The following is a 22,965-nucleotide window of genomic DNA, read 5'->3' as shown; positions in this document are numbered from 1 at the left end:
ACGCTAAGAGCGCGGTGTTGCCCGACCGTCACCCGTATGTTTCGCGGAGGTTAACGGGTTGGGCGATATCCCCCAGCAGACCAGGGCGGACGTGGCGCACGCCACCGGCATACCCTGGTCGGGTGGCGAGATGGACCGGTGAGTGGTTGTCCGCACCTCGGCTCGGCGCTGAGGAGCCCCCGCGCTGGCGAGGGGAACGCCTCGGCCTTCCCGAGCAGGGGGTTGGCGCCGTGGCCGGTGGCGGCGCGCGCCTGCTCGGCCTGGTCGTCGACCTGGTCGCCGCGTCCCTGCTGACCTCCCTCTTCGTGCGCCCCGACCTGCAGGACACCGCCGCGATGCAGTCCTACAACCTGTGGGCTGTCGCCGTGTGGGCGATCATCACGGTCGTCCCGGTCTCGTTCTTCGGGTTCACCCCGGGCATGTTCGTGACCGGCATCCGCGTCGCCCGCCTGGACGGCGCCGGGATGGTCGGGGTGCCCAGGGCGATCGTCCGCGCCGCGCTCACGTTCGTGATCATCCCGGCCGCGATCCGCAACGCCGACGGCCGCAGCTGGCTCGACCGCCTCACCGGAACCGTCGTCATCCGGATGCGCTGAGACCGAAAAAGGCCCCGACCTGCCTGGTCGGGGCCTTCTCTTCGGGTATGGGGTCAGCGGCGCTTGATGACCCGCTGCACGCTGCGCATCTTCGCGCCCTGCGGCATCGGGCCCTTCGGCATCGCGGCGCCACCGCGGTTGCCGAGCGCGGCGAGCTTGGCCTCCAGCGCGTCGACCTGCGCCGGGCGGAGGTTGCGCGGCAGCTTCATCATGTGGCTCGACAGGCGGCGCAGCGGGACCTGGCCCTCCTCGTTGCCGACCACGACCTCGTAGATCGGGGTGTCGCCGACCAGGCGGGCCACGCGCTTCTTCTCCTGCGAGAGCAGGTTCCGCACGCGGTGCGGGGCGCCCTCACCGACCAGCACGACACCCGGGCCACCCAGCACGCGGTGGACGGCGTCGAGCTGCGTGGTCGCGGCCACCGTCTGGGTGACCTTCCAGCGGCCGCGCAGGTTGTCCAGCGCCCAGCCCGCGGCTCCGGGCTGGCCCTCGGCCTTCGCGAACACCGTGCGCTGCACCCGGCGGCCGAAGATGATCACCGCGGCGAGCACGCCGAGGACGATGCCCAGCGGCAACAGGACCCACAGCATGCCGAGCAGCAGCCCGACCACGACGAAGACGCCGGCCACGACCAGGAACGCGCCGAGCATCCACGGGAGGAGCGCCTTGTCCTCCCGGCGCTGCATCTTGAACGCTTCCCAGATCTGACCGCGCCGGGCCTTGCTCGCGGCGCGTCGTTCCCGCTTGGCCTGCTTGGCAGCCTCTTTGTCCTGCTTTCCCGCCATATGAACCAGGATACGGCCGGGCAGGGCGACGCGATCCTGTCGGTCCCCTCTGCGAGGATGCCGGGGTGGCTAGCGCACCTGTGACCAAGTCCCCGACGGGCCTGTTGGACGGGCTGGACCCCGAGCAGCGTGCCGCCGCGGCAGCCCCGCGCGGGCCGGTCTGCGTCCTGGCCGGCGCGGGCACCGGCAAGACGCGCACCATCACCCACCGCATCGCGCACCTGATCGCGTCCGGGCACGTTTCCGCAGGTCAGGTGCTCGCGGTCACGTTCACCGCGCGCGCGGCGGGGGAGATGCGGACGCGGCTGCGCGCGCTGGGGGTCGACGGCGCCCAGGCGCTGACGTTCCACGCGGCGGCGCGGCGGCAGCTGCGGTACTTCTGGCCGCGCGTGGTGGGCGACCGGATGTGGGACCTGCTCGACGGCAAGCTGCGGCTGGTCGCCCAGGCGGCGCAGCGCTCGCGGGTCAGCACCGACACGGAGATCCTGCGGGACATCGCGAGCGAGATCGAGTGGGCGAAGGCGTCGCTGATCAGCCCGGAGGACTACCCGGCGCAGGCCGCGCGGCTGCAGCGGGACACGCCGATGCAGGCCGCACAGGTGGCCGAGGTGTACCGCAAGTACGAAGAGGTCAAGAACGCGGCGCGGATGCTCGACTTCGACGACCTCCTGCTGCACACGACGGCCGCGCTGGAGGACAACGCGGACGTCGCCCGCGAGTTCCGCGACCGGTACCGGTGCTTCGTCGTCGACGAGTACCAGGACGTCACCCCGTTGCAGCAGCGGCTGCTCGACGCGTGGCTGGGCGGCCGCGACGACATCACGGTGGTCGGCGACGCGAACCAGACCATCTATTCGTTCGGCGGGGCGTCGCCGCGGCCGCTGCTGGACTTCACGCGGCGGTTCCCGGAAGCGACGGTGGTGCGGCTGGAGCGGGACTACCGGTCCACGCCGCAGGTGGTCGAGCTGGCGAACAAGGTGATCGGCGCCGCGCGGGGGCGGCCGGCGGGGTCGCGGCTGAAGCTGATCGGGCAGCGCCCGGACGGCCCGCAGCCGCGGTTCGCGGAGTTCGACGACGAGCCGACGGAGGCGGGGGCGGTCGCCGGGCGGGTGCGGCAGCTGCTGGACGCGGGGGTGCCTGCGAGCGAGATCGCGATCCTGTACCGGGTCAACGCGCAGTCGGAGGTGTACGAGCAGGCGCTGACGGACCTGGAGATCCCGTATCTGGTGCGCGGCGGCGAGCGGTTCTTCGAGCGGCGGGAGATCCGGCAGGCGATGGTCTCGCTGCGCACGGCCGCGGCAGATCCGCCTCCGGGTGACCTGGTGACGGTGGTCCGTGCGGTGCTGGCCCGGGTCGGTTTGACGGAGCAGCCGCCGTCGGGCGGGGCGGCGAAGGAGCGGTGGGACGCGCTGCTGGCGCTTGTGGAGCTCGCCGAGGAGCTGGCGGCGTCGGTGGAGGGCGCGTCGATGGGCCGGTACGTCGCGGAGCTGGAGCAGCGCGCGGCGGCGCAGCACCCGCCGACGGTCGAGGGGGTGACGCTGGCGTCGTTGCACGCGGCGAAGGGCCTGGAGTGGGACGCGGTGTTCCTGGTGGGGCTCGCCGAGGGCACGATGCCGATCCAGCGCGCCGACGGCGACGAGGCGGCGATCGAGGAGGAGCGCAGGCTCTTCTACGTGGGGGTCACCCGCGCGCGGGAGCACCTGTGGTTGTCGTGGTCGCTGTCGCGGCACCCCGGCGGGCGACGGCACCGCCGCCGCAGCCGGTTCCTGTACGGCCTGATCCCGGAGGAACACCCGACGGCGCGGGTGCCCCGCCGCGCGGCGACCACAAGGACCAAGCCGAGCTGCCGCATGTGCGGCGAACAGCTGGCGAACACGCTCGAGGTGAAGCTGGGACGCTGCGCCCGCTGCCCGAGCGACCTCGACGAGGGCCTGCTGACGCGGCTGAAGGAGTGGCGAGCCGAGCGTGCGCGCGAACTGAAGGTGCCGCCGTTCGTCGTCTTCACGGACGCCACGCTGGTCGCAATAGCCGAACAACGCCCCGGCGACCAGCGCGGGCTGGTCGCGATATCCGGCATCGGCCCGACAAAGGTGCAACGCTTCGGCGACGAGGTCCTGTCCCTCCTCCGAGAGCACGTCTGAGCGGCTGTTCCGGTGGGCGGCCGTTTCTCGGTTGTCCAGTGGGTGGGTGTTTCTCGGTTCCCCGGTCGTCGGCCGGTTCTCGGCTGTCTGGTGAGTGGCTGTTTCTCGGTGGCCCACTGGGTGGCTGTTTCTTAGTGGCCCGGTGGGTGGCTGTTTCTCGGTTGCCCGGCCGGCGGCCGCTTCTCGGTTCCCCGGTGGGTAGGTGTTTCTCGGTCGCCCGGTGGGTGGCTGTTTCTCAGTGGTCCAGGGGGTGGGTGGTTCTAGGTTCCCCGGTGGGTGGCTGGATTCTCGGTTGTCCGATGAGCGGCCGTTCCTGATCGGTCGTTTGGTGGGATGGCTGTTCCTGCCCCGTTGTTCGGCAGCCGGCTGTTCTGGTCGGACGTGAGGTCGGCGGCCGTTCCTGGCCGCCGCGGGTGGAGTGACCGTTCCTGCCCGGTCGCTCGCGAGGGCGACCGCTCTCGCCCGCCCCACTGTCTACCCAGGCGGCTGCTCCTGGCCATCCGCCTATCGAGGGGCCGCTTCTGGCTCGTTGCTTACCGAGGCGGCCACTACTGACCGGCTGCATGCCGGGTGGCCGGTCTGCTCTACCACCCGCTGGGCGACCATTGCCGGCCTGGCTGGATTCGCAGCGGTCGCGGACCGCAATTACCCCCGTGATCGTGCCCTCGGCAAGCGGCCGGGTAGAAGCGGCCGTATCACCGGGCAGCCAGCCAGAAGTGGCGACTCGCCCGGGAGCTTGGCCCGCCCAGCCGCGAGCTCGGTCAGCAGCCTGTGGCGCGCAAAGACCTCGCGCGCTCACTCGGAACTGGCTAGCCTGGCGCGCCGGAACGACCGCGCAGCGTGCTGCATTCGTCACCGTGATCATCGGCGGTGCTGCGAGCTCGCGGGGCCACGCACGCTTGACCGCGTAGAAGGGCCGCTTCGCGCGGCGGAACCGCTGCTCAGGGACGATCTTCGTCGTCCGGGAAAGTTCTGCGAAAAATGAGTTGCCCCGCCTCGGGCAGGGGCAATAGCCTGCATGAGCGGGTGAAGAGCGCCCGCGAAGCGAACGCCCGTCGCCCGCCGGCGATGAGCGAAGGACGAGAGGAGGTGCTGGGACGTGAACATTTCGACCACGGTCACGCAGCCTGGCATCGCTCTGCCCTTCGCCCGTTCGGCGATGGCTTGCGCGAATGGCTGGGGCGTCGGCACTGCCGGCGTCGCTCTGCCGATCCTCGCCCGGCTGCGTGACCGCTTCGACGGGACCGGTGTGTCCGCCGTCAAGCCGGCGTACGTCCCGACCGACAAGCAGACCCGACTCCACGTTCCGCTGGCTCCTCCGGAGCTCAGACTCTGACCCCCCGTCAGGGAGACAGGCTCACGAGGGCCGCGGAACCGAGTTTCGGATCCGCGGCCCTCGTGTTTTTGTACCACCTCACAACCGAAAAACCGTTACTACACAAAGGAGAACGGGAATGTCATCGGCAATCGCCTTCGCGTCAGAGAAGGCGTTACCCGACGAACTCGCCCTTCCGGGATCCGGAATCGGTGAGCTTTTCGATGCCGTGGCCTCGCCGGACGCCGACCTGCCCTGCAGGTCCGGCGACGCCGACCTGTGGTTCGCGGAGTCACCGGCGGATCTGGAGCTGGCCAAGAGCCGGTGCGCCGACTGCCCGATCCGGAGTGCGTGCCTGTCCGGCGCGCTCGCCCGGCGGGAGCCCTGGGGGGTCTGGGGAGGCGAGATCTTCGAGCGCGGTGCCGTGGTCGCGCGCAAGCGGCCGCGGGGACGTCCTCGCAAGAACCCGGTGGAAACGCCCGTAGCGGAGAAGCGCATCGAGCGCCGCAACCGCACTGACCAGCAGAGTGCAGCCGCATGAGTACTGAAGCCCCCTTCGTTCCCGTGTCGTGGACGAAGCATCCGAGCACGCCGCGTCCCCGCGCCGGGGTCGCGCCCATGACCAAGGAGATCACCCGAATGTTGCTCAACGAAGAACTGGCCAGAGCACGAATACAGGACCTGCACGACGACGTCCGCCCGCGATCGGTGCGCACCAACGCACGCGCCGCCCGCCGGTGGGACCGGGTGGCCCGCTGGGCTTCCCGCCGCGCAGGTCGCTACCGCGCCTAGCCGATCGCTGACTCCGCTCGTAGCGGTTCGTCACGCCCATCGGCTCCTGGGCCCGGTGGTGTTTCGAGGAAGGCTCTCGAACACCACCGGGCCGGACGCCGTTGGGCATCCATTTCAATGACCGCCCAGTGGCGGCTGGAGGTTCGCCGCATCCAGTCGCCACTGCACGCGCTCCACTCCGCGTCGATGACCTCGGAGCGCACTCGAAACGGCGGCGAGCGACCGAACGCCGGTGTTGAATGACCGGTATGGCCGCACACACGCACGATCACATCGACTGGGCCGAGCGGATACCGGCGTTGCGCCGCGCCGATGAACTTCATGCAGCGACCCACGCGGGAATCGCCGCCCGCCTGCTCGGCCGCGTCGGCGTGCAGCCGGTGATCGTCGACGCAGGTAGTGGAGCCGGCGGGATGAGCGCAGCCTTCGCGGCCGAGTTGGCCCGCCGCGGCGGCGGCACGCTCGTTCTCGTCGACGCCGTTCCGGAGCTGCTCGAGGCGGCCGAGGCTGCTGCCAGGGCAGCCATCGTGCGGGTGAACGCGGAACGCATCGCCCGGGCGGACCTGGAAAGCCCTGAGGCTGCAACCCGAGGCGAGCCCCCAGCTGCACAGCAACAGGTCGAACTCGAGCAGGCGCGAGCCGAGTTGGCAGGGAGCGCTGTGGCTGCGACGGTAGGCCGCGCCCACCCCGGACCCGAGGCTGTTTCCAACGCCGCGTTCGCCGGGCAGGTCTCGATCGAGAGCATCCGAGCCGATGTCGCGTCGGTGGACCTCGCTCAACTCGTCCAGCCCGCGGACCTGGTCTGGGCCGCTTCGATGGTGCATCACCTCCCTGATCAGCAAGCCGGAGTCGAGGGCCTGGTCACTGCTCTCAAGTCGGGCGGAACGCTCGCCCTGGCTGAGGGGAGCCCACCGACGTACTGCCTCCCCTGGGATCTGGGCGTCGGCGAACCCGGGTTGGAGCGCCGTCTACTGGCAGCCCGCGATCACTCGTTCGGAGAAATGCGTGCCGGCATGCCGGGCTCGGTCCGGATGCCCTATGGCTGGTACACAGCCCTCGTCAAAGCCGGGCTGGGGCAAGTCGGCTCTTTCAGTTGTCTTGTCGACTTGCCAGCGCCACCCAGCCAGGTCGTTCGCAACTACGTGATCGAGCACATCACCTGGCTCGCGTCGGACGGCGACGGGCTGCTGACGCAGGAAGATCGGGACGTCCTGCGCCGCCTCCTCGATCCGGCGGATTCCGAGTACCTGGGCAGCCGTGAGGACATCTACGTGCTCGGAACGCAGACAGTCCACTTCGGATCGCGCCGATGAGCGAGCAGGTTGCCTGTTCTCGCTGCGGCACTGAACGGAAGCCGGACGAGGACCCGCTGGAAACGCTGGCTTGGGTCAGCGAACGCGAGGGCGGTGCTCTGCACTGGCTGTGTCCCCGGTGCGCTCGTGAGCACGTCCGTGACATCGAGGGGAAGCTACCACCCGAATATTGGTAAATGCTCGTCATGCCGCTACCTCCTTCAGCGCCTGAACCCTCGGCCGCCTGCGGCGAGCTGCCGCGGCGAACGCGCTCGTGAGTTCCCGCGCCACTGCCATCGCGTCACCGCGAAGACGGCTGGGGGTGGTGTGGACCAGCACGACTCCCGCGCCGGTGAGCGGAAGGTGGCTCGTCGCCGGACGGTCGGAGCAGGTGGGTGCGGGATCGAGGATCCAGCCCAAGGCGACTTCGTCCCACCAGGCGTCGACCACGCCGAGCCGGCGTCCGGCCGAGTCGCAGATGGTCACGTTCCAGACCGGCGGCGGCACCGGGACACCGCCGAGCAGTTCCCGCGCCACGCCCTGCTGGTAGGTGTCGCGGAGCGAACCCAGACTGCGCAGGGTCTGGCGGACCGCTGCTGTTCCGCGTTGGTTGCCAGCGTCGACTTCGTCACGCAACTGTTCGGCGCTGCACAGGCCGTAGTAGACCGGCAGCGTGAGCAGGCGCCGGAGCCTGTCCGGATCGGTCTCGTGCCTGGCGAGATCGACGGTGGCGCGGGCGGGCGGAGCGAACGGTAGCCCGTCCACGACGACCGGCTCGGGCAGGCGGGACGTGCGGTCGAGCCAGGTGAACTCGTGCGACGCGATCCGACGTCCGATCGGGATCAGGACATGGACGCGCCGGGACGGAGACAGCGGAATGCCTTGAGCCTGCAACGCATCCGTGCCGCTGATCACCGCATCCGGGCCGGCGTGGTAGATCGCTGCACGCAGCTGTTGGTCCCGGCTGGGTTCTCGGTTGCTCAACAGGATCACGCCCGGCAGGAGCCGTCGCCACGGCCCGCCCGGACGGCACCGGGACGAGATGACGTGCTGGCTCAGGCCCGCTCGGCGCAAGCGCATGCTGGTGGTGACGTCCTCGCCCGGAGTCGAGTCACACGCTGGTGTTGCGCTGATGGTTTCGGTCATGGGACCAGCGTTGCGCTGGAAATGAGGCAGGGGAAGACGTGACGGGGAACTGTGGACAACTCGGTGGTGCGACTGGTCATCTCGTGCGGTTCTGGTCGGAATTGTGGATAACTGGGGCTCCTGACGGCCCGCGGAACCCGCGGCGGCAGAAGTTGCGGCATGGTGGGTGTTGCGACGGGACAGGCAGGACGAAGGCCAGCGCGGAAGCTCGGTCCGCATGGCGGTGAAAGTTTCGCGCATCCTGCGCCCACTGGCGGGGATATGACGACGAGGAGGTGGCGGCAGGCAAAGCGATGTGTTGAGAAGACGGCGCAGGGATGCAACGGGCCGGATTGCAGATGCTGGTGCGGACTGGCCAATTGCCGGGCATACCTTGCGAGGCAAGAAACCGGGCGGGAAAGGGCGCGTGTTTGTGAGGATGGCCAGAACATCGGGATCAGTGCGATGAACGGGGCGCCGGACTCCGGGACGTCAGGGGCTCGCGCGAGAGCGTCGCCCCCGACGTCCGGATGGAAATGGAACGAAAGGGAGGTGTTGCTCAGTCGGCGAAGCCGGGCTGCCAGCGCTCCACGATCGCTCGTGCTGGGATCTCCGCGTCGAGCTGGCACAGGATCCCCGTCGAACCTGCCGTCACGCGGTGGATCAGCAGGTACTCCGGCGGGAGGTTCAGTGACCGGCCGGTGCGGAAGTCGCGGCCACGGGTGTCGCCGACTCGCATCGCTTGGCGTTGCATCCAGCGGCGCGTGAAATGGAAGCGCTCATTGGCGAGGGGCTCGGTGAACGGGGCAAGGTAAGCAAGCACGTCGTCAGCGCTGAGTTCTGTGCCAGGCCGGATGAAGCCGGAGGAGCGCAACAACTCCATGAGTTCGACGGAGCGGTGATCGAGGGCCAGACGAGTCATCTCGCCCAGCTGGCGGGGAATGCCATGCGGTAGGCGGGCCACCGCGCCGAAGTCGATCACGGCGAGACGGCCGTCGTCCAGCAACATGAAGTTGCCGGGATGCGGGTCGGAATGCAGTAGCTTCGCCCGGGCCGGTGACGAGAAGTGGAACTCGGCCAGGAGCGCGCCGACGTGGTTGCGAGTCTCGGCGTCCGCGCCGGCGATGATCTTGGCGAGGGGGGTGCCGGTGACCCACTCCGTCACGAGCACCTTGGGCGCGCTCGCGACGACCTTCGGCACCAGGACCTTGTCGTCGCCGTCGAAGGCCTTCGCGAACTCGCGCTGGCTGTCGGCCTCGCCGCGGTAGTCCAGCTCCTCGTCCATCCGCGCGGACAGTTCGGCAAGCAGTGGCTTGACCTCGGTGCCCGGCAGGAGCGCCTGGAAGAGCCTGCTGAACCGCTGCAGCTGCCGCAGGTCGCTGCGCAGTGCCTCGTCGGCGCCCGGGTACTGGACCTTGACCGCCACCTCGCGACCGTCGTGCCAAACCCCGCGGTGCACCTGACCGATACTCGCCGATGCGGTGGGGGCGTCGTCGAACTCACGGAACCGCGTCTCCCACGACCGGCCCAGCTGTTCGGCCAGGACGCGCCGGGTTTGGCGGACCGGCATCGGCGGCGCGGCGGCCTGCAGGCGGGTCAGTGCGTCCCGGTACGGGGCGGCCAGCTCGTCGGGCACGGCCGCCTCGAAGACGCTCAAGGTCTGCCCGAACTTCATCGCGCCGCCCTTGAGCGTGCCGAGCACCTCGAACAGCTGCTCGGCCGCCTTCGCCGACAGGTTCGCGTTGACTTCTTCCGCGCTCTGACCGGTCAGGCGCCGCCCCCAGCCGCCGACCGCCCGCCCCGCGATTCCGAGCGGCAGGCTCGCGAGCTTCGCGGCGCGGGCGGCGGTGCGGCGGGGAATCCCGGGATCGGCACGGTCGTCGGTCTCTTCGGGAAAGTCGGTCACTCCTGCGATTGTGCCTTGTCGACCATGTCCTCCGCAGCCATCGGCGCGAGCACGTTGCTGACCAGCGGTTCCGGGCGAGCCCCGCAGGTGCAGGCCGGGTTGGGCGGCCACGGGCGGTGGTAGACCGTGCAGTCGTAGGGGTCGATCTCCATCGTCGTGTTCCAGCCGGGCGGCACACCGTCGGCCGGTCCGAGAGCCCGGAGCACCTGACCGGTCGCCAAGGCGGCGGTCGCCTGGACCGTTGTGAGGTCGGCCTTCTGGGTGCGCCCGGCGAGCTGTCCCGCGACCGTGGGCCAGCGGTCGTCCATCGAGCGGCGGGTGAGGTCCGCGCACGCCAGGCAGCTGCTCCGCCCGGGTTCGACGAGCGGGCCCACGATCCCGATGCCTTCCCGCACGCGCACCGCCAGGTGCGGCACCCGCTCGTGCATCAGCTGCCGGACCAGCTCGGGCGCCGGAACGATGGCGTCGGCGAGTACGACGAGCTCCGGAAGCCGCCCGTCGCGCAGGCGGCGCGTCACGGTCGCGGGGTTCGCCCGCCGGATGGCTTCAGCCGCCGCGGCGGACCGCGACCGGCCGATGTCGGCGTCGGTGTAGCCGCTGCCGGTGTCGTGCTCGGTGACATTGCCGGCGGCCTCGACACACACCTGCCCCACTCCCGCCGTGGCGAGCAGCACCGCGATGGCGACCGTCAGCCGCCCCGACCCGAAGAGCACGACGGCGCTGTGGCGTCGCCGGGCGACGGTCTCGCCGTGGCGGTGCCCGGTCGACAGGGACCACAGGGCGGCCTCGCTGGCGGCGCGGTTGTAGGCGGACGGCGGCCACGCCTCCTCGACCAGTCCGAGCCGGGTCAGGTTCGTGACGATGTCGCGGAGGATTTCGACGTGTTCGCTCTTGGCGAGCGCGAGCAGGCTCTCCAGCCGGAGACTGCCGTCGAGGCGGTGCAGAGCGTCCACCAGGTCGGGTGGCAGGTCCTTGGCCACCATGGCGTGCCTGGGGTCGAGACCGATCTGGACCTCGCCCGGACCGCGGTCGAAGACTTCGAGGCCCGGCCGCAGCCAGGGACGTTCGGGCAGGAAGACCGTGTGCTGATTTGTGCCGATGTCCGTCATGGAGCACAGGGTGACGGAAGGTGGCTAAGAATCCGCTAACCAAGATCGCGAGTTATCCACAGGTGGGCCATCATGTGGATAACTCGGGCCTTCTCGAAGTCGGCTCTCCCGAGTTGTCGGCCCCTGGCTTTACCGTGGACGGGTGGCGAACGCACGGGTGCCCTCTTTGAGGAACCGGGACAACACCGGGCAGTCATCGAACCCGCAGCTCAAGGTCGAAGTACGGCGCAGTGCACGACGAAGGCGGACGGTCAGCGCGTACCGGGACGGCGACACCCTCGTGGTGCTCATCCCGGCGAGCATGAGCCGAGCCGAGGAAAAACACTGGGTGGCCGAGATGGAGCGCAAGCTCCAGCGCACGGAGACAAAGCGGGCGTCTCCGGCACGCGAGTCGGATGCCGCCCTGCTCGCGCGGTGCGCGCAGCTGTCAGCGCGATACCTCGACCGGCAGGCGTTGCCGGCAAGCGTCCGCTGGGTCCCGCCGATGCGCACCAGATGGGCATCGTGCACACCGGCGGACCGGACGATCCGGGTGAGTGACAGGTTGCAGAACGTGCCCGCGTGGGTGCTGGACTACGTGCTGGTGCACGAGCTGGCGCACCTGCGGGTGGCGGCGCACAACGCCGAGTTCTGGGAGCTGGTCCGGCGCTATCCGAAGACGGAGCGGGCGATCGGCTACCTCGAGGGCCTGTCCGCCGCGGCCGGTTGGGGGATCAGCGAGCTGGACGACGACTGAGGAACGCAGCTCGGGGCCCCGCAACCTGGCGGGGCCCCGAGCTGTTGAGGGGGGTGGGAACAGCGGCCTTACCAGGTGGCCAGCGATGCCGGGTGCGGCGTTGAGCGGGCGGCGCTACTCGGATCGCCGCGGGCGGGGGTGGCCCCGGGTCCTCTGTCAGGGACGGCATCGCTGCTGTTGGCCGGGACTGCCGGGTGCAGGGCTGAGGGCGGCGTGGCCGGTGGCTGGGCTGTCGAGATGCACGGCCGAGGCTGGCGGGGCCGTTGGCCGGTCTGCGGGGATGCAGGGTTGAAGGCCGGCGGGTCGGTGGCCGGGCTTGCCGGGAGCCACAGTTGACCGCGATGTTGCTGTTGGTCGGGATGCCGGGATGCGGGGATGCCGGGATGAAGGGTTGAGGGCGGCGGGGCCGTTGCCGGGCTTGCCGGGGCCAGGGTTGAGGGCGGCGGGGCCGTTGCCGGGCTTGCCGAGATCCAGGGCTGAGGGTGGCGGGACCGGTGGGCGGGGCTTACCCGGAACGCGTGGCTGAGGACGGTGTTTGCTATCGGCTGGGTTGCCGGGCTCGACGGCTGAGGGCGGTGGGGCCTGTGACGGGGCTTGCCGGGCTCGACGGCTGAGGGCGGTGCGGCCTGTGACGGGGCTTGCCGGGCTCGACGGCTGAGGGCGGTGCGGCCTGTGACGGGGCTTGCCGGGATCGACGGCTGTGCGCGGCCGCCGGTGGCCGGGGATTGCCGGGATGCCGAGTGAGGGCGGTGTTGGTGTTGGCCGGGTTGCTGGGATCGACGGCCGTGCGCGGCGCCGCCGGTGGCCGGGCTCATCCAGATGCAGGGCTGAGGGCGGCGTTGCTGGTCGCCGGGCTGTAGGGCCGATGGCAGCGGGCCGTTGCCGGGGCTATCGAAAGCCTGGGCTTAGAGCAGCGCGGCTGGTCGCGGGGCCTCTCAAAGCCAACACCTGAACGCGCCTTGCGAGGGGCGCAGCGGGTCGCGCTCGGCTGGGGCGGCACTTGCCGTCCGCCCCAGCCGAGCTTCGCTTGTGCGACCTGGGGTCAGTTGCCGGGCTCGTCGCCCTTGCCGGGGTCTTGCTTGTCCTCCGGCTTGGTGCGCTCCAGCTCGGCCATCGGGTCGTCCAGCTCGCCCGGCTTGCCCAGCCGCTCGGCGAACTCCAGCGGGTCGTCCAGGTCCTCCGCCGACGGCATGAGGTCCGGGTGCGACCACAGGCCGTCCCGCTTCTCGGCGCCGTGCCGGTCGCCCACGAGCTTCCACAGCGCGGACGCCGCACGCATCCGGCGGGGCCTCAGTTCGAGCCCGACCAGCGTCGCGAACGTCTGCTCGGCCGGGCCGCCCGTCGCGCGGCGGCGGCGCAGCGTCTCACGCAGGGCGTCGGCCCCGGGGAGCCTGTCGCCGACCGCGTCGGCGACCACCACGTCCACCCAGCCCTCCACCAAGGCGAGCAGCGTCTCCAACCGGTTCAGCGCCGCCTGCTGCTCGGGCGTCGTCTGGGGCTCCAGCAGCCCCGAGGACAACGCCTCCTCGATGCTCGCCGGGTTCGACGGGTCCACCTGGCCGGCCAGCTGCTCCAGCGCGGAGGTGTCGACCTTGATGCCGTGCGCGAACTCCTCGACCGTCGCCAGCAGGCGCTGCCGCAGCCACGGCACGTGCGAGAACAGGCGCTGGTGCGCGGCCTCCCGCGCGGCCAGGAACACCAGGACCTCGCTGCTCGGCAGCTCCAGCCCCTCGGTGAACTTCTCGATGTTCGCGGGCAGCAGCGCCGACGTCCCCTCCGGCCCCAGCGGCAGACCCACCTCGGTCGAGGTGAGCACCTCCGACGCGAGCTGCGCGAGCGCGTTGCCCAGCTGCGAGCCGAACGCCATGCCGCCCATCTGGCCGACCATCGACAGCAGCGGCCCGGCGGCCTGCTTCGCCTCGGCGGGGAGCGCCTCCACCCACGCGCCCGACACCTGCTGGGCCACCGGGTCGCACAGGCGCTGCCATGTCGGCAGCGTCTTCTGCACCCAGTCGCGCGGGGACCACGCCGCGGTCACCGACGCGCCCGCGGGGAGGATCGTCGCGGCGTCGAGCCACAGCTCCGCGAGGTGCCCGGCGTCGCGCACGGCGCTGTCGGCGTCGCCGCTCGAGGCGAAACCGATCGTGCCGCCTGCGCTCCCGCTGAGCTTCTGCAGTGCGATTTGTTTTGCGAGGTCGTAGTTCACCGGGCCCGACGAACTGCCGGCCTGGCTCAGCATCTGCCCGAGCTGGCTCAGCATCTGGCCGAGCTGGTTGAACGCGTCGGCGCCGGGCTGCTGGCCGCCCTCCGACGGCCCGTTGTCACCGGGCTTGTCGGGATCCGGGGGCCCGAAGCCGAACGGGAGATTGCTCATAGCTCCACCGTACGCGGCCGGAGCAGCCGTGACCCCGCCAGAGGTGTCCGATTTCGCTCGGCGCGATCAAGGCCTGGTGATCGAGCGTGCGGGCCGGTCACCGTACGCTGTGGGCCGTGAGCGAGTCCCGCGACGAAAGCACTGCTCCCGGCGCCGCGACCGGCACCAAGCCCGACGACGGCGACCAGGCCCGCAACGGGCACCGCGCGACGCGGCCCCGCGAGCGCGCCCGCATGACGAGGCGCGGCTGGACCGTCGTGACCAGCGGTGTCCTCATCGTGGCGTTCGGGCTCATCGGCGCGTTCGTCCAGGTGCCCTACGTGGCGATCGGCCCCGGCCCGACCTACGACACGCTCGGCCAGGTCAACGGCGTCCCGGTGGTCGAGATCGACGGGCAGCAGACCTACCCGACCGCGGGCGAGCTGCGGATGACCACGGTCTCGCTCAACGACGAGATCAGCCTGTTCGGCGCGCTCGGGCTGTGGGTCAGCGGCCGGTACGCGCTCGCGCCGCGCGAGGAGTACTTCCGCCCCGGCGAGAGCGACGAGCAGGTCCAGCAGGAGAACGTCCAGCAGTTCCAGGACTCGCAGAGCAACGCCGAGGTCGCCGCCCTGCGCCACCTCGGCTTCCCGGTCAAGGTGCTCGCCCAGACGATCGTCGACAACACCCCGGCCAGCCGGGTGCTCGCGGCGGGCGACCGGCTGCTGTCGGTCAACGGCCGCGCCATCACCAACGAGGACGACGTCACCGCGGCGCTCGCCGACACCACCCCAGGCCAGACCGTGCCGATCACGTTCCAGCACGGCACCGAGCCGCCCCGCACCGAGCAGATCACGCTCGCCGCGAACCCGGACCCGTCCAAGAAGCAGGGGTTCATGGGCCTGCAGCCCATCGACCGGGCCGACGTGCCCTTCGACGTGAAGATCTCGCTGCAGGACGTCGGCGGCCCCTCGGCCGGCCTGATGTTCGCGCTGGCGATCGTCGACCGGCTCACCCCGGGCGAGATGGTGGCGGGTGAGCACGTCGCCGGCACGGGGGAGATCACCGAGAAGGGACAGGTCGGCGCGATCGGCGGGATCTCGTTCAAGGTCGTCGCCGCGCGCGAGGCCGGCGCCACCGTGTTCCTCACGCCCGAGGCCAACTGCGCGGAGGCCTCCGCCGCGGCGCCGGACGGGCTGAAGCTGGTCAAGGTGTCCGACCTGGACAGTGCGCTCTCGGCGCTGGACGCGCTCAAGGCGGGGCAGCCCACGCCGTCCTGCTGACCCGGACCCGCGCCGGGGAGGGGAATCCGCGGTGCTCATGGGACCCGGGGGAGTGCCCGGGCTGTGGGGCCTGGGCGCTGAGCGCGCGGCTGCGGCGGTGCGGAATTCGCGGCGCTCAGCCGGGTGCCCCGCCTGGGGCACGCGGCCGAGCGGTGAAGTCAGGGAGCCAGCGTGGCGCGAAGCGCGTCCAGCAGGTTCGGCGCCAGGTCGGGGTGCTCGACGATCTCGTCGGCGGGCTCGGCGTCCTCCGCCTTGGTGTAGCCCCGCAGCCGCATGACGCAGGCTCCCGGGCCGTCCCGCAGCACGGCCGCCACCAGGCGCGCCTCCGTCCGGTCGGGGTGGTCCGCCGCGGCCTGCCGCAGCCGCTCCGCGTCGCCGGACCCGGACAGCTCCGACTCGGCACTCGGCGGCAGCACGATGATCTCCTGGGCCAGCGCGCAGCCGAGCACGGCCTCCGGCCACGCGATCCGCCCCAGCGCCTCCGCCAGGTCACCCTCTGGCAGCGGCTCCTGCGCCACCGGGGTCAGCGCGCTCGACGGGTCGAGCTGCCCGGCCAGCTCGGGCTGCTCGCGCAGCAGCGACGCGGTCGGGACCAGCGCGAACAGCTGAGGAGGCTGGTCCCACCCGGCGGCGGCCACGAACTCCTCGACCTCACGGGCCAGCGCCGCGATGGCCGGACCGGTGGCGGGGTTGACTTCCGATGCCATCTCCTCATCGTGTCAGGTGCCTGCCGGACGTGTCCGATTCGGGCCGGTCGGGGAACCCGCGGCGGCCCTCCTACAGTTAGGGGTTCAGGGGTGTCCTGCATTACGGGTCGCCCCGCCAGCGGACCAAGACATCAGGAGCGTGCGCAGTGGCCAGTCGGCCCCCAGTGAGCCTGCCGAAGCTGTCCCGTCGCAGCCGGGTACTGCTGATCATCGCCGCGGTGATCGTCCTGGCGCTGCTACTCGGCGCGCGCCTGTTGGACACCTATGTCGACTGGCTGTGGTTCGGCGAGGTGGACGCCCGCCAGGTCTTCAACACCATGGTCGTCACCCGCATCGTGTTGTTCTTCGCGATCGGGCTGCTGGTCGGCGGCTCGCTCGCGCTCAGCCTGTGGATCGCCTACCGCACGCGGCCGGTGTTCGTCCCGGTCTCCGGCGCCGACGACCCGCTGGCCCGCTACCGCTCGGCCGTGGTCGGCCGCATCCGGCTGTTCGGCATCGGCATCCCGCTGGTCACCGGCCTCATCGCGGGCGCGACCGGCGAGGGCGACTGGCAGCGCATCCAGCTGTTCCTGCACGGCACGAGCTTCGGCCAGACCGACCCCGAGTTCGGCAACGACATCGGCTTCTACGCCTTCACGCTGCCCTTCTACCAGTGGCTGCTCGGCTGGCTGTTCGTCGCGGTGACGATCTCGTTCATCGGCGCGCTCATCGCGCAGTACCTGTTCGGCGGCATCCGGCTCGCCGGTCGCGGCGGCCAGCTCGCCGGCTCGGCCCGCGTCCAGCTCGCCGTCACCGCCGGCCTGTTCGTGCTGCTGAAGGCCGTCGAGTACTACTTCGACCGCTACAACCTGCTGTTCTCCGACCGCAACGCCCCGCTGTTCTACGGCGCCACCTACACGGACCTGAACGCGGTGCTGCCCGCGAAGCTGATCCTGCTGTGCATCTCCGCGATCTGCGCTGTCGCGTTCTTCGCGGGTGCGTTCCTGCGCAACATCCAGCTGCCCGCGATCGCGCTGGTGCTGCTGATCCTGTCCGGTGTGCTGGTCGGCGTCGCCTGGCCGGCGATCCTCGAGCAGTTCTCGGTCAAGCCGAACGCCAACCAGAAGGAAGCGCTTTCCATCAGTCGCAACATGGACGCGACGAAGTCCGCGTTCGGGCTCAACAACGTCCAGTACGAGGACTACACCGGCACCGGGCAGGCCACCGCGTCGGACATCAGCGCGGACGTCACGACCGTGCCCAATATTCGCCTGCTCGACCCGAACGTGCTGGCGCCCACCTTCACCCAGCGGGTCGGCCGGGAGAACTTCTACGGCTTCCCGCAGAAGCTCGACATCGACCGCTACGAGATCGACGGCAAGCTGCAGGACTACGTGGTCGCCGCGCGTGAGATCAACACCGCCAACCTCACCGGCAACCAGACCAACTGGATCAACAAGCACATGGTCTACACGCACGGGAACGGGTTCGTGGCGGCACCGGCCAACACGATCGACCGTGCCGTGAGCAACGCCAACAGCGATGGCGGTTACCCGATCGCGGTCACCAGCGACACGCAGAACCCGACCGGCGCCGGCATCAACCCGGCCAACCCCACCGCGCCCGGCATCTCGGTCACCGAGCCGCGGATCTACTACGGCGAGCTCACCAACGACTACGCCATCGTCGGCGGCCAGGAAGGCCGCGCACCCGGCGAGTACGACAGCGCGAGCAGCAGCAACTACCGCTACGACGGCACCGGCGGCGTGAACCTCGGCAACTGGTTCAACCGCCTCGCCTTCGCGGCCAAGTACGGCGAGCGCAACATCCTCTTCTCCGACGCCATCAGCGACGGCTCGAAGATCATGTACAACCGCGACCCGCGCCAGCGCGTCAGCAAGGTCGCGCCGTGGCTCACCGTCGACGGCGACCCGTACCCGGCGGTGGTCGACGGCAAGATCGTCTGGATCGTCGACGGCTACACCACGCTGAACAACTACCCGTACTCCCAGCAGACCCCGCTCGGCGCCGCCACCGAGGACACCCTCGCCGGCGTCGCCCGCCAGGCCAACAACAACATCAACTACATCCGCAACTCGGTCAAGGCGACCGTCGACGCGTTCAACGGCACCGTCACCCTCTACTCGGTCGACGAAAAGGACCCGGTCCTCAAGGCGTGGGAGCAGGTCTTCCCGGGCCTGGTCAAGCCGGGCACCGAGATCAGCCCCGAGCTGCGGTCGCACTTCCGGTACCCCGAGGACCTGTTCAAGGTCCAGCGTGAACTCCTGACGAAGTACCACGTCACCGACCCGCAGGAGTTCTACACGACCAACACCTTCTGGAACGTGCCCCAGGACCCGACCCAGGAGGGCGGCACCAACCTGGACGCCTCCGGCCTGGCCAACCAGCCCGGCTACTACGTGCTGGCGCAGGCGCCGGGGCAGAGCGGCACGACGTTCCAGCTGACCAGCCCGCTCACCGCCCTGCAACGGCAGTACCTCGCGGCCTGGATGACAGTGTCCTCCGACCCGAACGACTACGGCGCCATCAAGGTCCTGCGGCTACCCACCACCGCGGCGGGCAACAGCCAGGTCGACGGCCCCGTCCAGGTCCAGAACAGGTTCCAGAGCGACTCCCGGTTCGCCCAGGAACGCACCCTGTTCAGCAACCAGAGCGTCACGGTGATCTTCGGCAACCTGATCACCCTGCCCGTCGGCGGCGGGTTCCTCTACGTCGAACCCGTCTACATCCAGCAACGCAACCAGAACAGCTACCCGCAGCTCGCCCGCGTGCTGGTGTCCTACGGGTCCAAGGTCGGGTTCGCCTCCACCCTCGCCGACGCGCTCAAACAGGTCTTCGGCGACCAGGCCGGCCAGGCGGCGACCTCGCCGACCCAGCAACAACCGACGACCACGCCGACACCGTCCACCACGCCGACGACCCCGCCCGCCACCGGCGGCACCGGCAGCAGCCCCGCCCTCGACCAGGCCGTCGCCGACATCCAGTCGGCGCTCGAACGGCTCCGGCAGGCCCAGCAGAGCGGCAACTTCGCCGCACAGGGCGAGGCGCTCGCCGCGCTCGACGCCGCCGCCCGCGCCTACGAGAACGCCAAGGCCGCACAGACGACCTCGGCGCCACCCCAGCCGGGCGGATGACGCACCCCACCGGGTGCCGGAACTGCTTCCGGCACCCGGTGTGCACACCCCCGCAACCAAGGCGTAAACTCATCCTCACAACGCGGGGTGGAGCAGCTCGGTAGCTCGCTGGGCTCATAACCCAGAGGTCGCAGGTTCAAATCCTGTCCCCGCTACCAGGGAAAAGGCCCGGTCTTCACGGACCGGGCCTTTTTCGTGCGCTTGGGGCACCCCCGATTGGGCCGGACGGGGGAAGGTAATGACCTTTGTGGACATTGACCGTGACCACTGTGGACAGATCGGCGGAAAAGTGGCACCTTGTAGGGGTGTCTGAACTCAATGCAACAGCAGCGGCATTGCTCGGCCTGCTCCAGGACGGCCCGGCCACCGGGGGGCAGCTGGTTGCGGCGGCGGAGGAGCGGTTCGGGACGTTCTTCAGCGTCACCCGCAGCCAGGTCTACCGTGAGCTGCCCGCCCTCGCCAAGGAAGGGCTCGTCCGGCTCGGCAAGCAAGGCCCGCGCTCCAGCCAGCAGTACGTGATCACCGCCGCCGGGAAGAAGGCCTTCAAGGCCTGGCTGACCTCCGACGCCGGCCCCGACCACCTCCGCAGCCCCCTGATCCTGCGCCTCGTGCACGCCGCCTCGCTCACCGCGAAGCAGCGCGCCGGCCTCATCGAGACGGCCAGGGCCAGCTACCAGGAGGACCTGGACGAGGCGAGGGCGGCCGTCAAGGCAGCAGGCGACCCCTACAGCAAGGCCATCGCCGAGTTCGGCCAGGCGCACGCCCGCGCGGCGCTGAAGCTGATCGACGCGATCCCGGACGCCTGAGCGGCCACGGGGCCCCAAGCGGCCGGTTCCCGTAACCGGCCGCGCCCCGTGCCGTAACCTTGAAGGTTGTGAGTGGTGACTTCGCAGCCGACCTGAAGGACCTCGCCGGCAAGCTGACGCAGGTCGAGTCCGTCATGGACCTCGACGCCCTGCGCGCACAGGTGGCTGACCTGGAAGAGCAGGCGTCCAACCCCAACCTGTGGGACGACCCGGAGGCCGCGCAGAAGGTCACCAGTCAGCTGTCCCACCGGCAGGCCGAGCTGCGCCGGGTCACCGACCTGCGCCAGCGGCTCGACGACCTCGAGGTGCTCCACGAGCTCGCCGAGGCCGAGGGCGACAACGCCAGCAAGGCCGAGGCCGAAGGCGAGCTGACCCGCCTCGCGAAGGAAGTGGACGCCCTCGAGGTCCGCACCCTGCTCTCCGGCGAGTACGACGACCGCAACGCGGTGGTCACCATCCGCGCGGAAGCCGGCGGCGTCGACGCGGCCGACTGGGCCGAGATGCTCCTGCGCATGTACCTGCGCTGGGCCGAGCGCCACGGCTACCCGACCGACGTCTACGACATCTCCTACGCCGAAGAGGCCGGCATCAAGTCGGCCACCTTCAAGGTCGCGGCCCCCTACATCTACGGCACCCTCTCCGTCGAACAGGGCACCCACCGGCTCGTCCGGATCTCCCCGTTCGACAACCAGGGCCGCCGCCAGACGTCGTTCGCCCACGTCGAGGTGCTGCCCGAGGTCGAGGAGGTCGACCACGTCGAGATCCCGGAGAAGGACATCCGGGTCGACGTGTTCCGCTCCTCCGGCCCCGGCGGGCAGAGCGTCAACACCACCGACTCCGCGGTGCGCATCACCCACCTGCCCACCGGCATCGTCGTCTCCTGCCAGAACGAGAAGTCGCAGCTGCAGAACAAGGCCGCCGCGCTCAAGGTCCTCCAGGCCAAACTCCTCCTCAAGAAGAAGGAGGAGGAACGCGCCGAGCTGGACGCGCTCAAGGACTCCGGCAGCAGCTGGGGCAACCAGATGCGCAACTACGTTCTGCACCCGTACCAGATGGTCAAGGACCTCCGCACCGAGCACGAGGTGGGTAACCCCAGCTCGGTGCTCGACGGGGAGATCGACGACTTCCTGGAGGCCGGTATCCGCTGGCGCAAGCAGGCCAACGCTGCGTAACCGCCGCGCCGGAGGCAATAGGCCAACCCGGGCTTAACGACGCCCATGGGTAGGATTGCCCACCGTGATTCGGCTCGACAGTGTCTCCAAGGTCTACAAGACGTCGACGCGTCCCGCACTCGAGAACGTGTCGGTCGACGTGGACAAGGGCGAGTTCGTCTTCCTGATCGGGCCCTCCGGGTCCGGCAAGTCGACGTTCCTGCGCCTCCTCCTGCGCGAGGAGGTCCCCACCAAGGGCCGGGTCTTCGTGTCCAACTTCGACGTGGCCAAGATGGCCCGCCGCAGGGTCCCCCGCCTGCGGCAGACCATCGGGTGCGTCTTCCAGGACTTCCGCCTGCTCGGCAACAAGACCGTCGCGGAGAACGTGGCGTTCGCGCTCGAGGTCATCGGCAAGCCGAAGCACACCATCAAGAAGGTGGTGCCGGAGGTCCTCGAGCTGGTCGGGCTGGAAGGGAAGGCCGACCGCATGCCCCACGAGCTCTCCGGTGGTGAACAGCAGCGGGTGGCGATCGCCCGCGCGTTCGTGAACCGGCCGCTCGTGCTGCTGGCCGACGAGCCCACCGGGAACCTCGACCCCGACACCAGCCAGGACATCATGCTGCTGCTGGAACGGATCAACCGCACCGGCACCACCGTCCTGATGGCCACCCACGACCACTCCATCGTGGACTCCATGCGGCGCCGGGTCGTCGAGCTCCAGCTCGGCAAGGTGATCCGCGACGACGCCCGGGGCGTGTACGGCGTCGGCCGATAAGTCACCCCGAACCCCCCGCCTGCCCCCGACCTGAGGAACCACCCCCCGATGCGTGCCAGTTTCGTGTTCAGCGAGGTCTTCACCGGCCTGCGCCGCAACATCACGATGACCATCGCGATGATCATCACCACGGCCATCTCGCTCGGCATGCTCGGCGGCGGCCTGCTGATCGTGCGGACCATCGACAAGATGCAGGTCAACTACATGGCCGACGTCGAGGTCTCGCTCTACCTGACCCAGGACGTCAGCGCCAACGACAAGACCTGCACCCAGGACCCGTGCCGCGGACTGCTGGCCGACCTGAACAGCAACCCGGCCGTCGACTCCGTCGTGTTCGAGAACCGCGACCAGGCCTACGAGCGGTTCAAGAAGCTCTTCCAGGACAACCCGATCCTGGTCCAGTCCGCCCGCCCCGAGGCGCTGCCCGCCTCGCTGCAGGTCAAGCTCAAGGACCCGAGCCGCAGCGACGTCATCACCCAGGAGTACGGCACCCGGCCCGGCGTGTCCCGCGTCGACGACCAGAAGCAGTTCCTCGACCGGTTCTTCGGCGTGCTCGGCGGCGTCCGCGACGGCACCTTCGTCATCGCGCTCATCCAAGCCCTCGCCGCGCTGCTGCTGATCTCCAACACGGTGCAGATCTCCGCGTTCACGCGGCGCACCGAGGTCGGCATCATGCGGCTCGTCGGCGCCACCCGCTGGTACACGCAGCTGCCGTTCCTCCTGGAAGCGGTGGTCACGGGTGTCATCGGCTGGGCGATCGCGGTCGGCGGCCTGATCGCGGCGAAGTTCGCGTTCATCGACCGCATCCTGTCCGTCACCGGCGGGATCATCCCCAACATCCAGGTGCTCGACGTGATCGTGGTGGCGCCGTGGCTGCTGCTCGCGTCGATCATCATCTCGGCCACCACCGGGTACCTGACGCTGCGGCTCTACGTGCGGCATTAACGCCGTGCTCCGCC

19 protein-coding genes and 1 tRNA gene are annotated in these 22,965 nt (G+C 70.1%); 14 read left to right on the top strand and 6 right to left on the bottom strand.

The window, feature by feature from the left end:
- Positions 1–122: 122 nt before the first annotated feature.
- On the top strand, positions 123–596 hold the full coding sequence (locus ACCP09_RS09270) for an RDD family protein (protein ID WP_084022661.1): 474 nt from the start codon (positions 123–125) through the stop codon (positions 594–596).
- Between the two features lie 53 nt (positions 597–649).
- Here ACCP09_RS09270 and ACCP09_RS09265 read toward each other — a convergent pair whose 3' ends face one another.
- Positions 650–1,381 carry a DUF4191 domain-containing protein gene (locus ACCP09_RS09265; RefSeq protein WP_123683762.1) on the bottom strand — a complete coding sequence of 244 codons (732 nt, stop codon included), beginning with the start codon at positions 1,379–1,381 and terminating at the stop codon, positions 650–652.
- An 80-nt stretch (positions 1,382–1,461) separates the two neighbouring features.
- Here ACCP09_RS09265 and ACCP09_RS09260 point away from each other — a divergent pair, with 80 nt between their 5' ends.
- The 5 genes from ACCP09_RS09260 to ACCP09_RS09240 all read left to right on the top strand — a co-directional run bounded on the left by ACCP09_RS09260 (position 1,462) and on the right by ACCP09_RS09240 (position 6,942).
- Positions 1,462–3,522, top strand: a complete 2,061-nt coding sequence (locus tag ACCP09_RS09260) for an ATP-dependent DNA helicase UvrD2 (protein ID WP_433744976.1) — start codon at positions 1,462–1,464, stop codon at positions 3,520–3,522.
- Between the two features lie 1,099 nt (positions 3,523–4,621).
- The gene (locus tag ACCP09_RS09255; protein ID WP_027932277.1) at positions 4,622–4,858 is read left to right on the top strand and encodes a hypothetical protein; all 237 of its coding nucleotides are present in this window, start codon (positions 4,622–4,624) and stop codon (positions 4,856–4,858) included.
- A gap of 118 nt (positions 4,859–4,976) precedes the next feature.
- A complete protein-coding gene (locus tag ACCP09_RS09250) occupies positions 4,977–5,378 on the top strand; it encodes a WhiB family transcriptional regulator (protein WP_026153842.1) in 402 nt (133 codons plus the stop codon).
- Between the two features lie 77 nt (positions 5,379–5,455).
- Positions 5,456–5,629, top strand: a complete 174-nt coding sequence (locus ACCP09_RS09245; RefSeq protein ID WP_157360651.1) for a hypothetical protein — start codon at positions 5,456–5,458, stop codon at positions 5,627–5,629.
- A 248-nt stretch (positions 5,630–5,877) separates the two neighbouring features.
- On the top strand, positions 5,878–6,942 hold the full coding sequence (locus ACCP09_RS09240; protein ID WP_433744957.1) for a methyltransferase domain-containing protein: 1,065 nt from the start codon (positions 5,878–5,880) through the stop codon (positions 6,940–6,942).
- 183 nt (positions 6,943–7,125) lie between these two features.
- Here the strand turns inward: ACCP09_RS09240 and ACCP09_RS09235 are convergent, their stop codons facing one another.
- The 3 genes from ACCP09_RS09235 to ACCP09_RS09225 form a co-directional block, all read right to left on the bottom strand.
- On the bottom strand, positions 7,126–8,067 hold the full coding sequence (locus ACCP09_RS09235) for a hypothetical protein (RefSeq protein ID WP_433744954.1): 942 nt from the start codon (positions 8,065–8,067) through the stop codon (positions 7,126–7,128).
- Between the two features lie 538 nt (positions 8,068–8,605).
- Entirely contained in the window at positions 8,606–9,952 is a 1,347-nt protein-coding gene (locus ACCP09_RS09230) for an ABC1 kinase family protein (protein WP_433744973.1), read from the bottom strand.
- Positions 9,949–11,061, bottom strand: coding sequence for a ThiF family adenylyltransferase (locus tag ACCP09_RS09225; RefSeq protein WP_433744951.1), 1,113 nt, complete (start codon positions 11,059–11,061; stop codon positions 9,949–9,951). The genes ACCP09_RS09230 and ACCP09_RS09225 overlap by 4 nt, the downstream gene beginning before the upstream one ends.
- 166 nt (positions 11,062–11,227) lie before the next feature.
- On the opposite strand from ACCP09_RS09225, the gene ACCP09_RS09220 reads away from it, so the two are divergent.
- Positions 11,228–11,797, top strand: a complete 570-nt coding sequence (locus ACCP09_RS09220; RefSeq protein ID WP_027932272.1) for a M48 metallopeptidase family protein — start codon at positions 11,228–11,230, stop codon at positions 11,795–11,797.
- Positions 11,798–12,839: 1,042 nt separating this feature from the next.
- On the opposite strand, the gene ACCP09_RS09215 is transcribed toward ACCP09_RS09220, so the two are convergent.
- A complete protein-coding gene (locus tag ACCP09_RS09215; RefSeq protein ID WP_123683756.1) occupies positions 12,840–14,171 on the bottom strand; it encodes a zinc-dependent metalloprotease in 1,332 nt (443 codons plus the stop codon).
- Between the two features lie 116 nt (positions 14,172–14,287).
- Here ACCP09_RS09215 and ACCP09_RS09210 point away from each other — a divergent pair, with 116 nt between their 5' ends.
- Positions 14,288–15,433, top strand: a complete 1,146-nt coding sequence (locus ACCP09_RS09210) for a YlbL family protein (protein WP_027932270.1) — start codon at positions 14,288–14,290, stop codon at positions 15,431–15,433.
- A gap of 158 nt (positions 15,434–15,591) precedes the next feature.
- Here ACCP09_RS09210 and ACCP09_RS09205 read toward each other — a convergent pair whose 3' ends face one another.
- Complete coding sequence (locus tag ACCP09_RS09205) at positions 15,592–16,140, bottom strand: PPA1309 family protein (RefSeq protein WP_027932269.1); 549 nt, start codon at positions 16,138–16,140, stop codon at positions 15,592–15,594.
- 164 nt (positions 16,141–16,304) lie between these two features.
- On the opposite strand from ACCP09_RS09205, the gene ACCP09_RS09200 reads away from it, so the two are divergent.
- The 6 genes from ACCP09_RS09200 to ftsX all read left to right on the top strand — a co-directional run bounded on the left by ACCP09_RS09200 (position 16,305) and on the right by ftsX (position 22,951).
- A complete protein-coding gene (locus ACCP09_RS09200) occupies positions 16,305–19,274 on the top strand; it encodes a UPF0182 family protein (protein ID WP_027932268.1) in 2,970 nt (989 codons plus the stop codon).
- Positions 19,275–19,355: 81 nt separating this feature from the next.
- Positions 19,356–19,432 (top strand) — tRNA-Met (locus ACCP09_RS09195).
- 147 nt (positions 19,433–19,579) lie between these two features.
- A complete protein-coding gene (locus tag ACCP09_RS09190) occupies positions 19,580–20,080 on the top strand; it encodes a PadR family transcriptional regulator (RefSeq protein WP_027932267.1) in 501 nt (166 codons plus the stop codon).
- Positions 20,081–20,148: 68 nt separating this feature from the next.
- Positions 20,149–21,252 carry a peptide chain release factor 2 gene (gene prfB, locus ACCP09_RS09185; protein WP_020417601.1) on the top strand — a complete coding sequence of 368 codons (1,104 nt, stop codon included), beginning with the start codon at positions 20,149–20,151 and terminating at the stop codon, positions 21,250–21,252.
- Between the two features lie 64 nt (positions 21,253–21,316).
- Entirely contained in the window at positions 21,317–22,006 is a 690-nt protein-coding gene (ftsE, locus tag ACCP09_RS09180) for a cell division ATP-binding protein FtsE (RefSeq protein WP_017987098.1), read from the top strand.
- Positions 22,007–22,054: 48 nt separating this feature from the next.
- A complete protein-coding gene (gene ftsX, locus ACCP09_RS09175) occupies positions 22,055–22,951 on the top strand; it encodes a permease-like cell division protein FtsX (RefSeq protein ID WP_017987099.1) in 897 nt (298 codons plus the stop codon).
- Positions 22,952–22,965: the final 14 nt, after the last annotated feature.

The organism is Amycolatopsis sp. 3B14 (genome assembly GCF_050958625.1).
Classification (GTDB): Bacteria; Actinomycetota; Actinomycetes; order Mycobacteriales; family Pseudonocardiaceae; genus Amycolatopsis_E; species Amycolatopsis_E thermoflava.
The sequence above is the reverse complement of the archived record's forward strand: the minus strand, read 5'-3'. Positions and strand labels throughout refer to the sequence as shown.

Coding starts and splice junctions, on each gene's coding strand:
- ACCP09_RS09225 (WP_433744951.1), bottom strand. CDS start 11,061: ATGACGGACATCGGCACAAATCAGCACACGGTCTTCCTGCCCGAACGT.
- ACCP09_RS09240 (WP_433744957.1), top strand. CDS start 5,878: ATGGCCGCACACACGCACGATCACATCGACTGGGCCGAGCGGATACCG.
- ACCP09_RS09235 (WP_433744954.1), bottom strand. CDS start 8,067: ATGACCGAAACCATCAGCGCAACACCAGCGTGTGACTCGACTCCGGGC.
- ACCP09_RS09250 (WP_026153842.1), top strand. CDS start 4,977: ATGTCATCGGCAATCGCCTTCGCGTCAGAGAAGGCGTTACCCGACGAA.
- ACCP09_RS09245 (WP_157360651.1), top strand. CDS start 5,456: ATGACCAAGGAGATCACCCGAATGTTGCTCAACGAAGAACTGGCCAGA.
- ACCP09_RS09265 (WP_123683762.1), bottom strand. CDS start 1,381: ATGGCGGGAAAGCAGGACAAAGAGGCTGCCAAGCAGGCCAAGCGGGAA.
- ACCP09_RS09215 (WP_123683756.1), bottom strand. CDS start 14,171: ATGAGCAATCTCCCGTTCGGCTTCGGGCCCCCGGATCCCGACAAGCCC.
- ftsX (WP_017987099.1), top strand. CDS start 22,055: ATGCGTGCCAGTTTCGTGTTCAGCGAGGTCTTCACCGGCCTGCGCCGC.
- ACCP09_RS09205 (WP_027932269.1), bottom strand. CDS start 16,140: ATGGCATCGGAAGTCAACCCCGCCACCGGTCCGGCCATCGCGGCGCTG.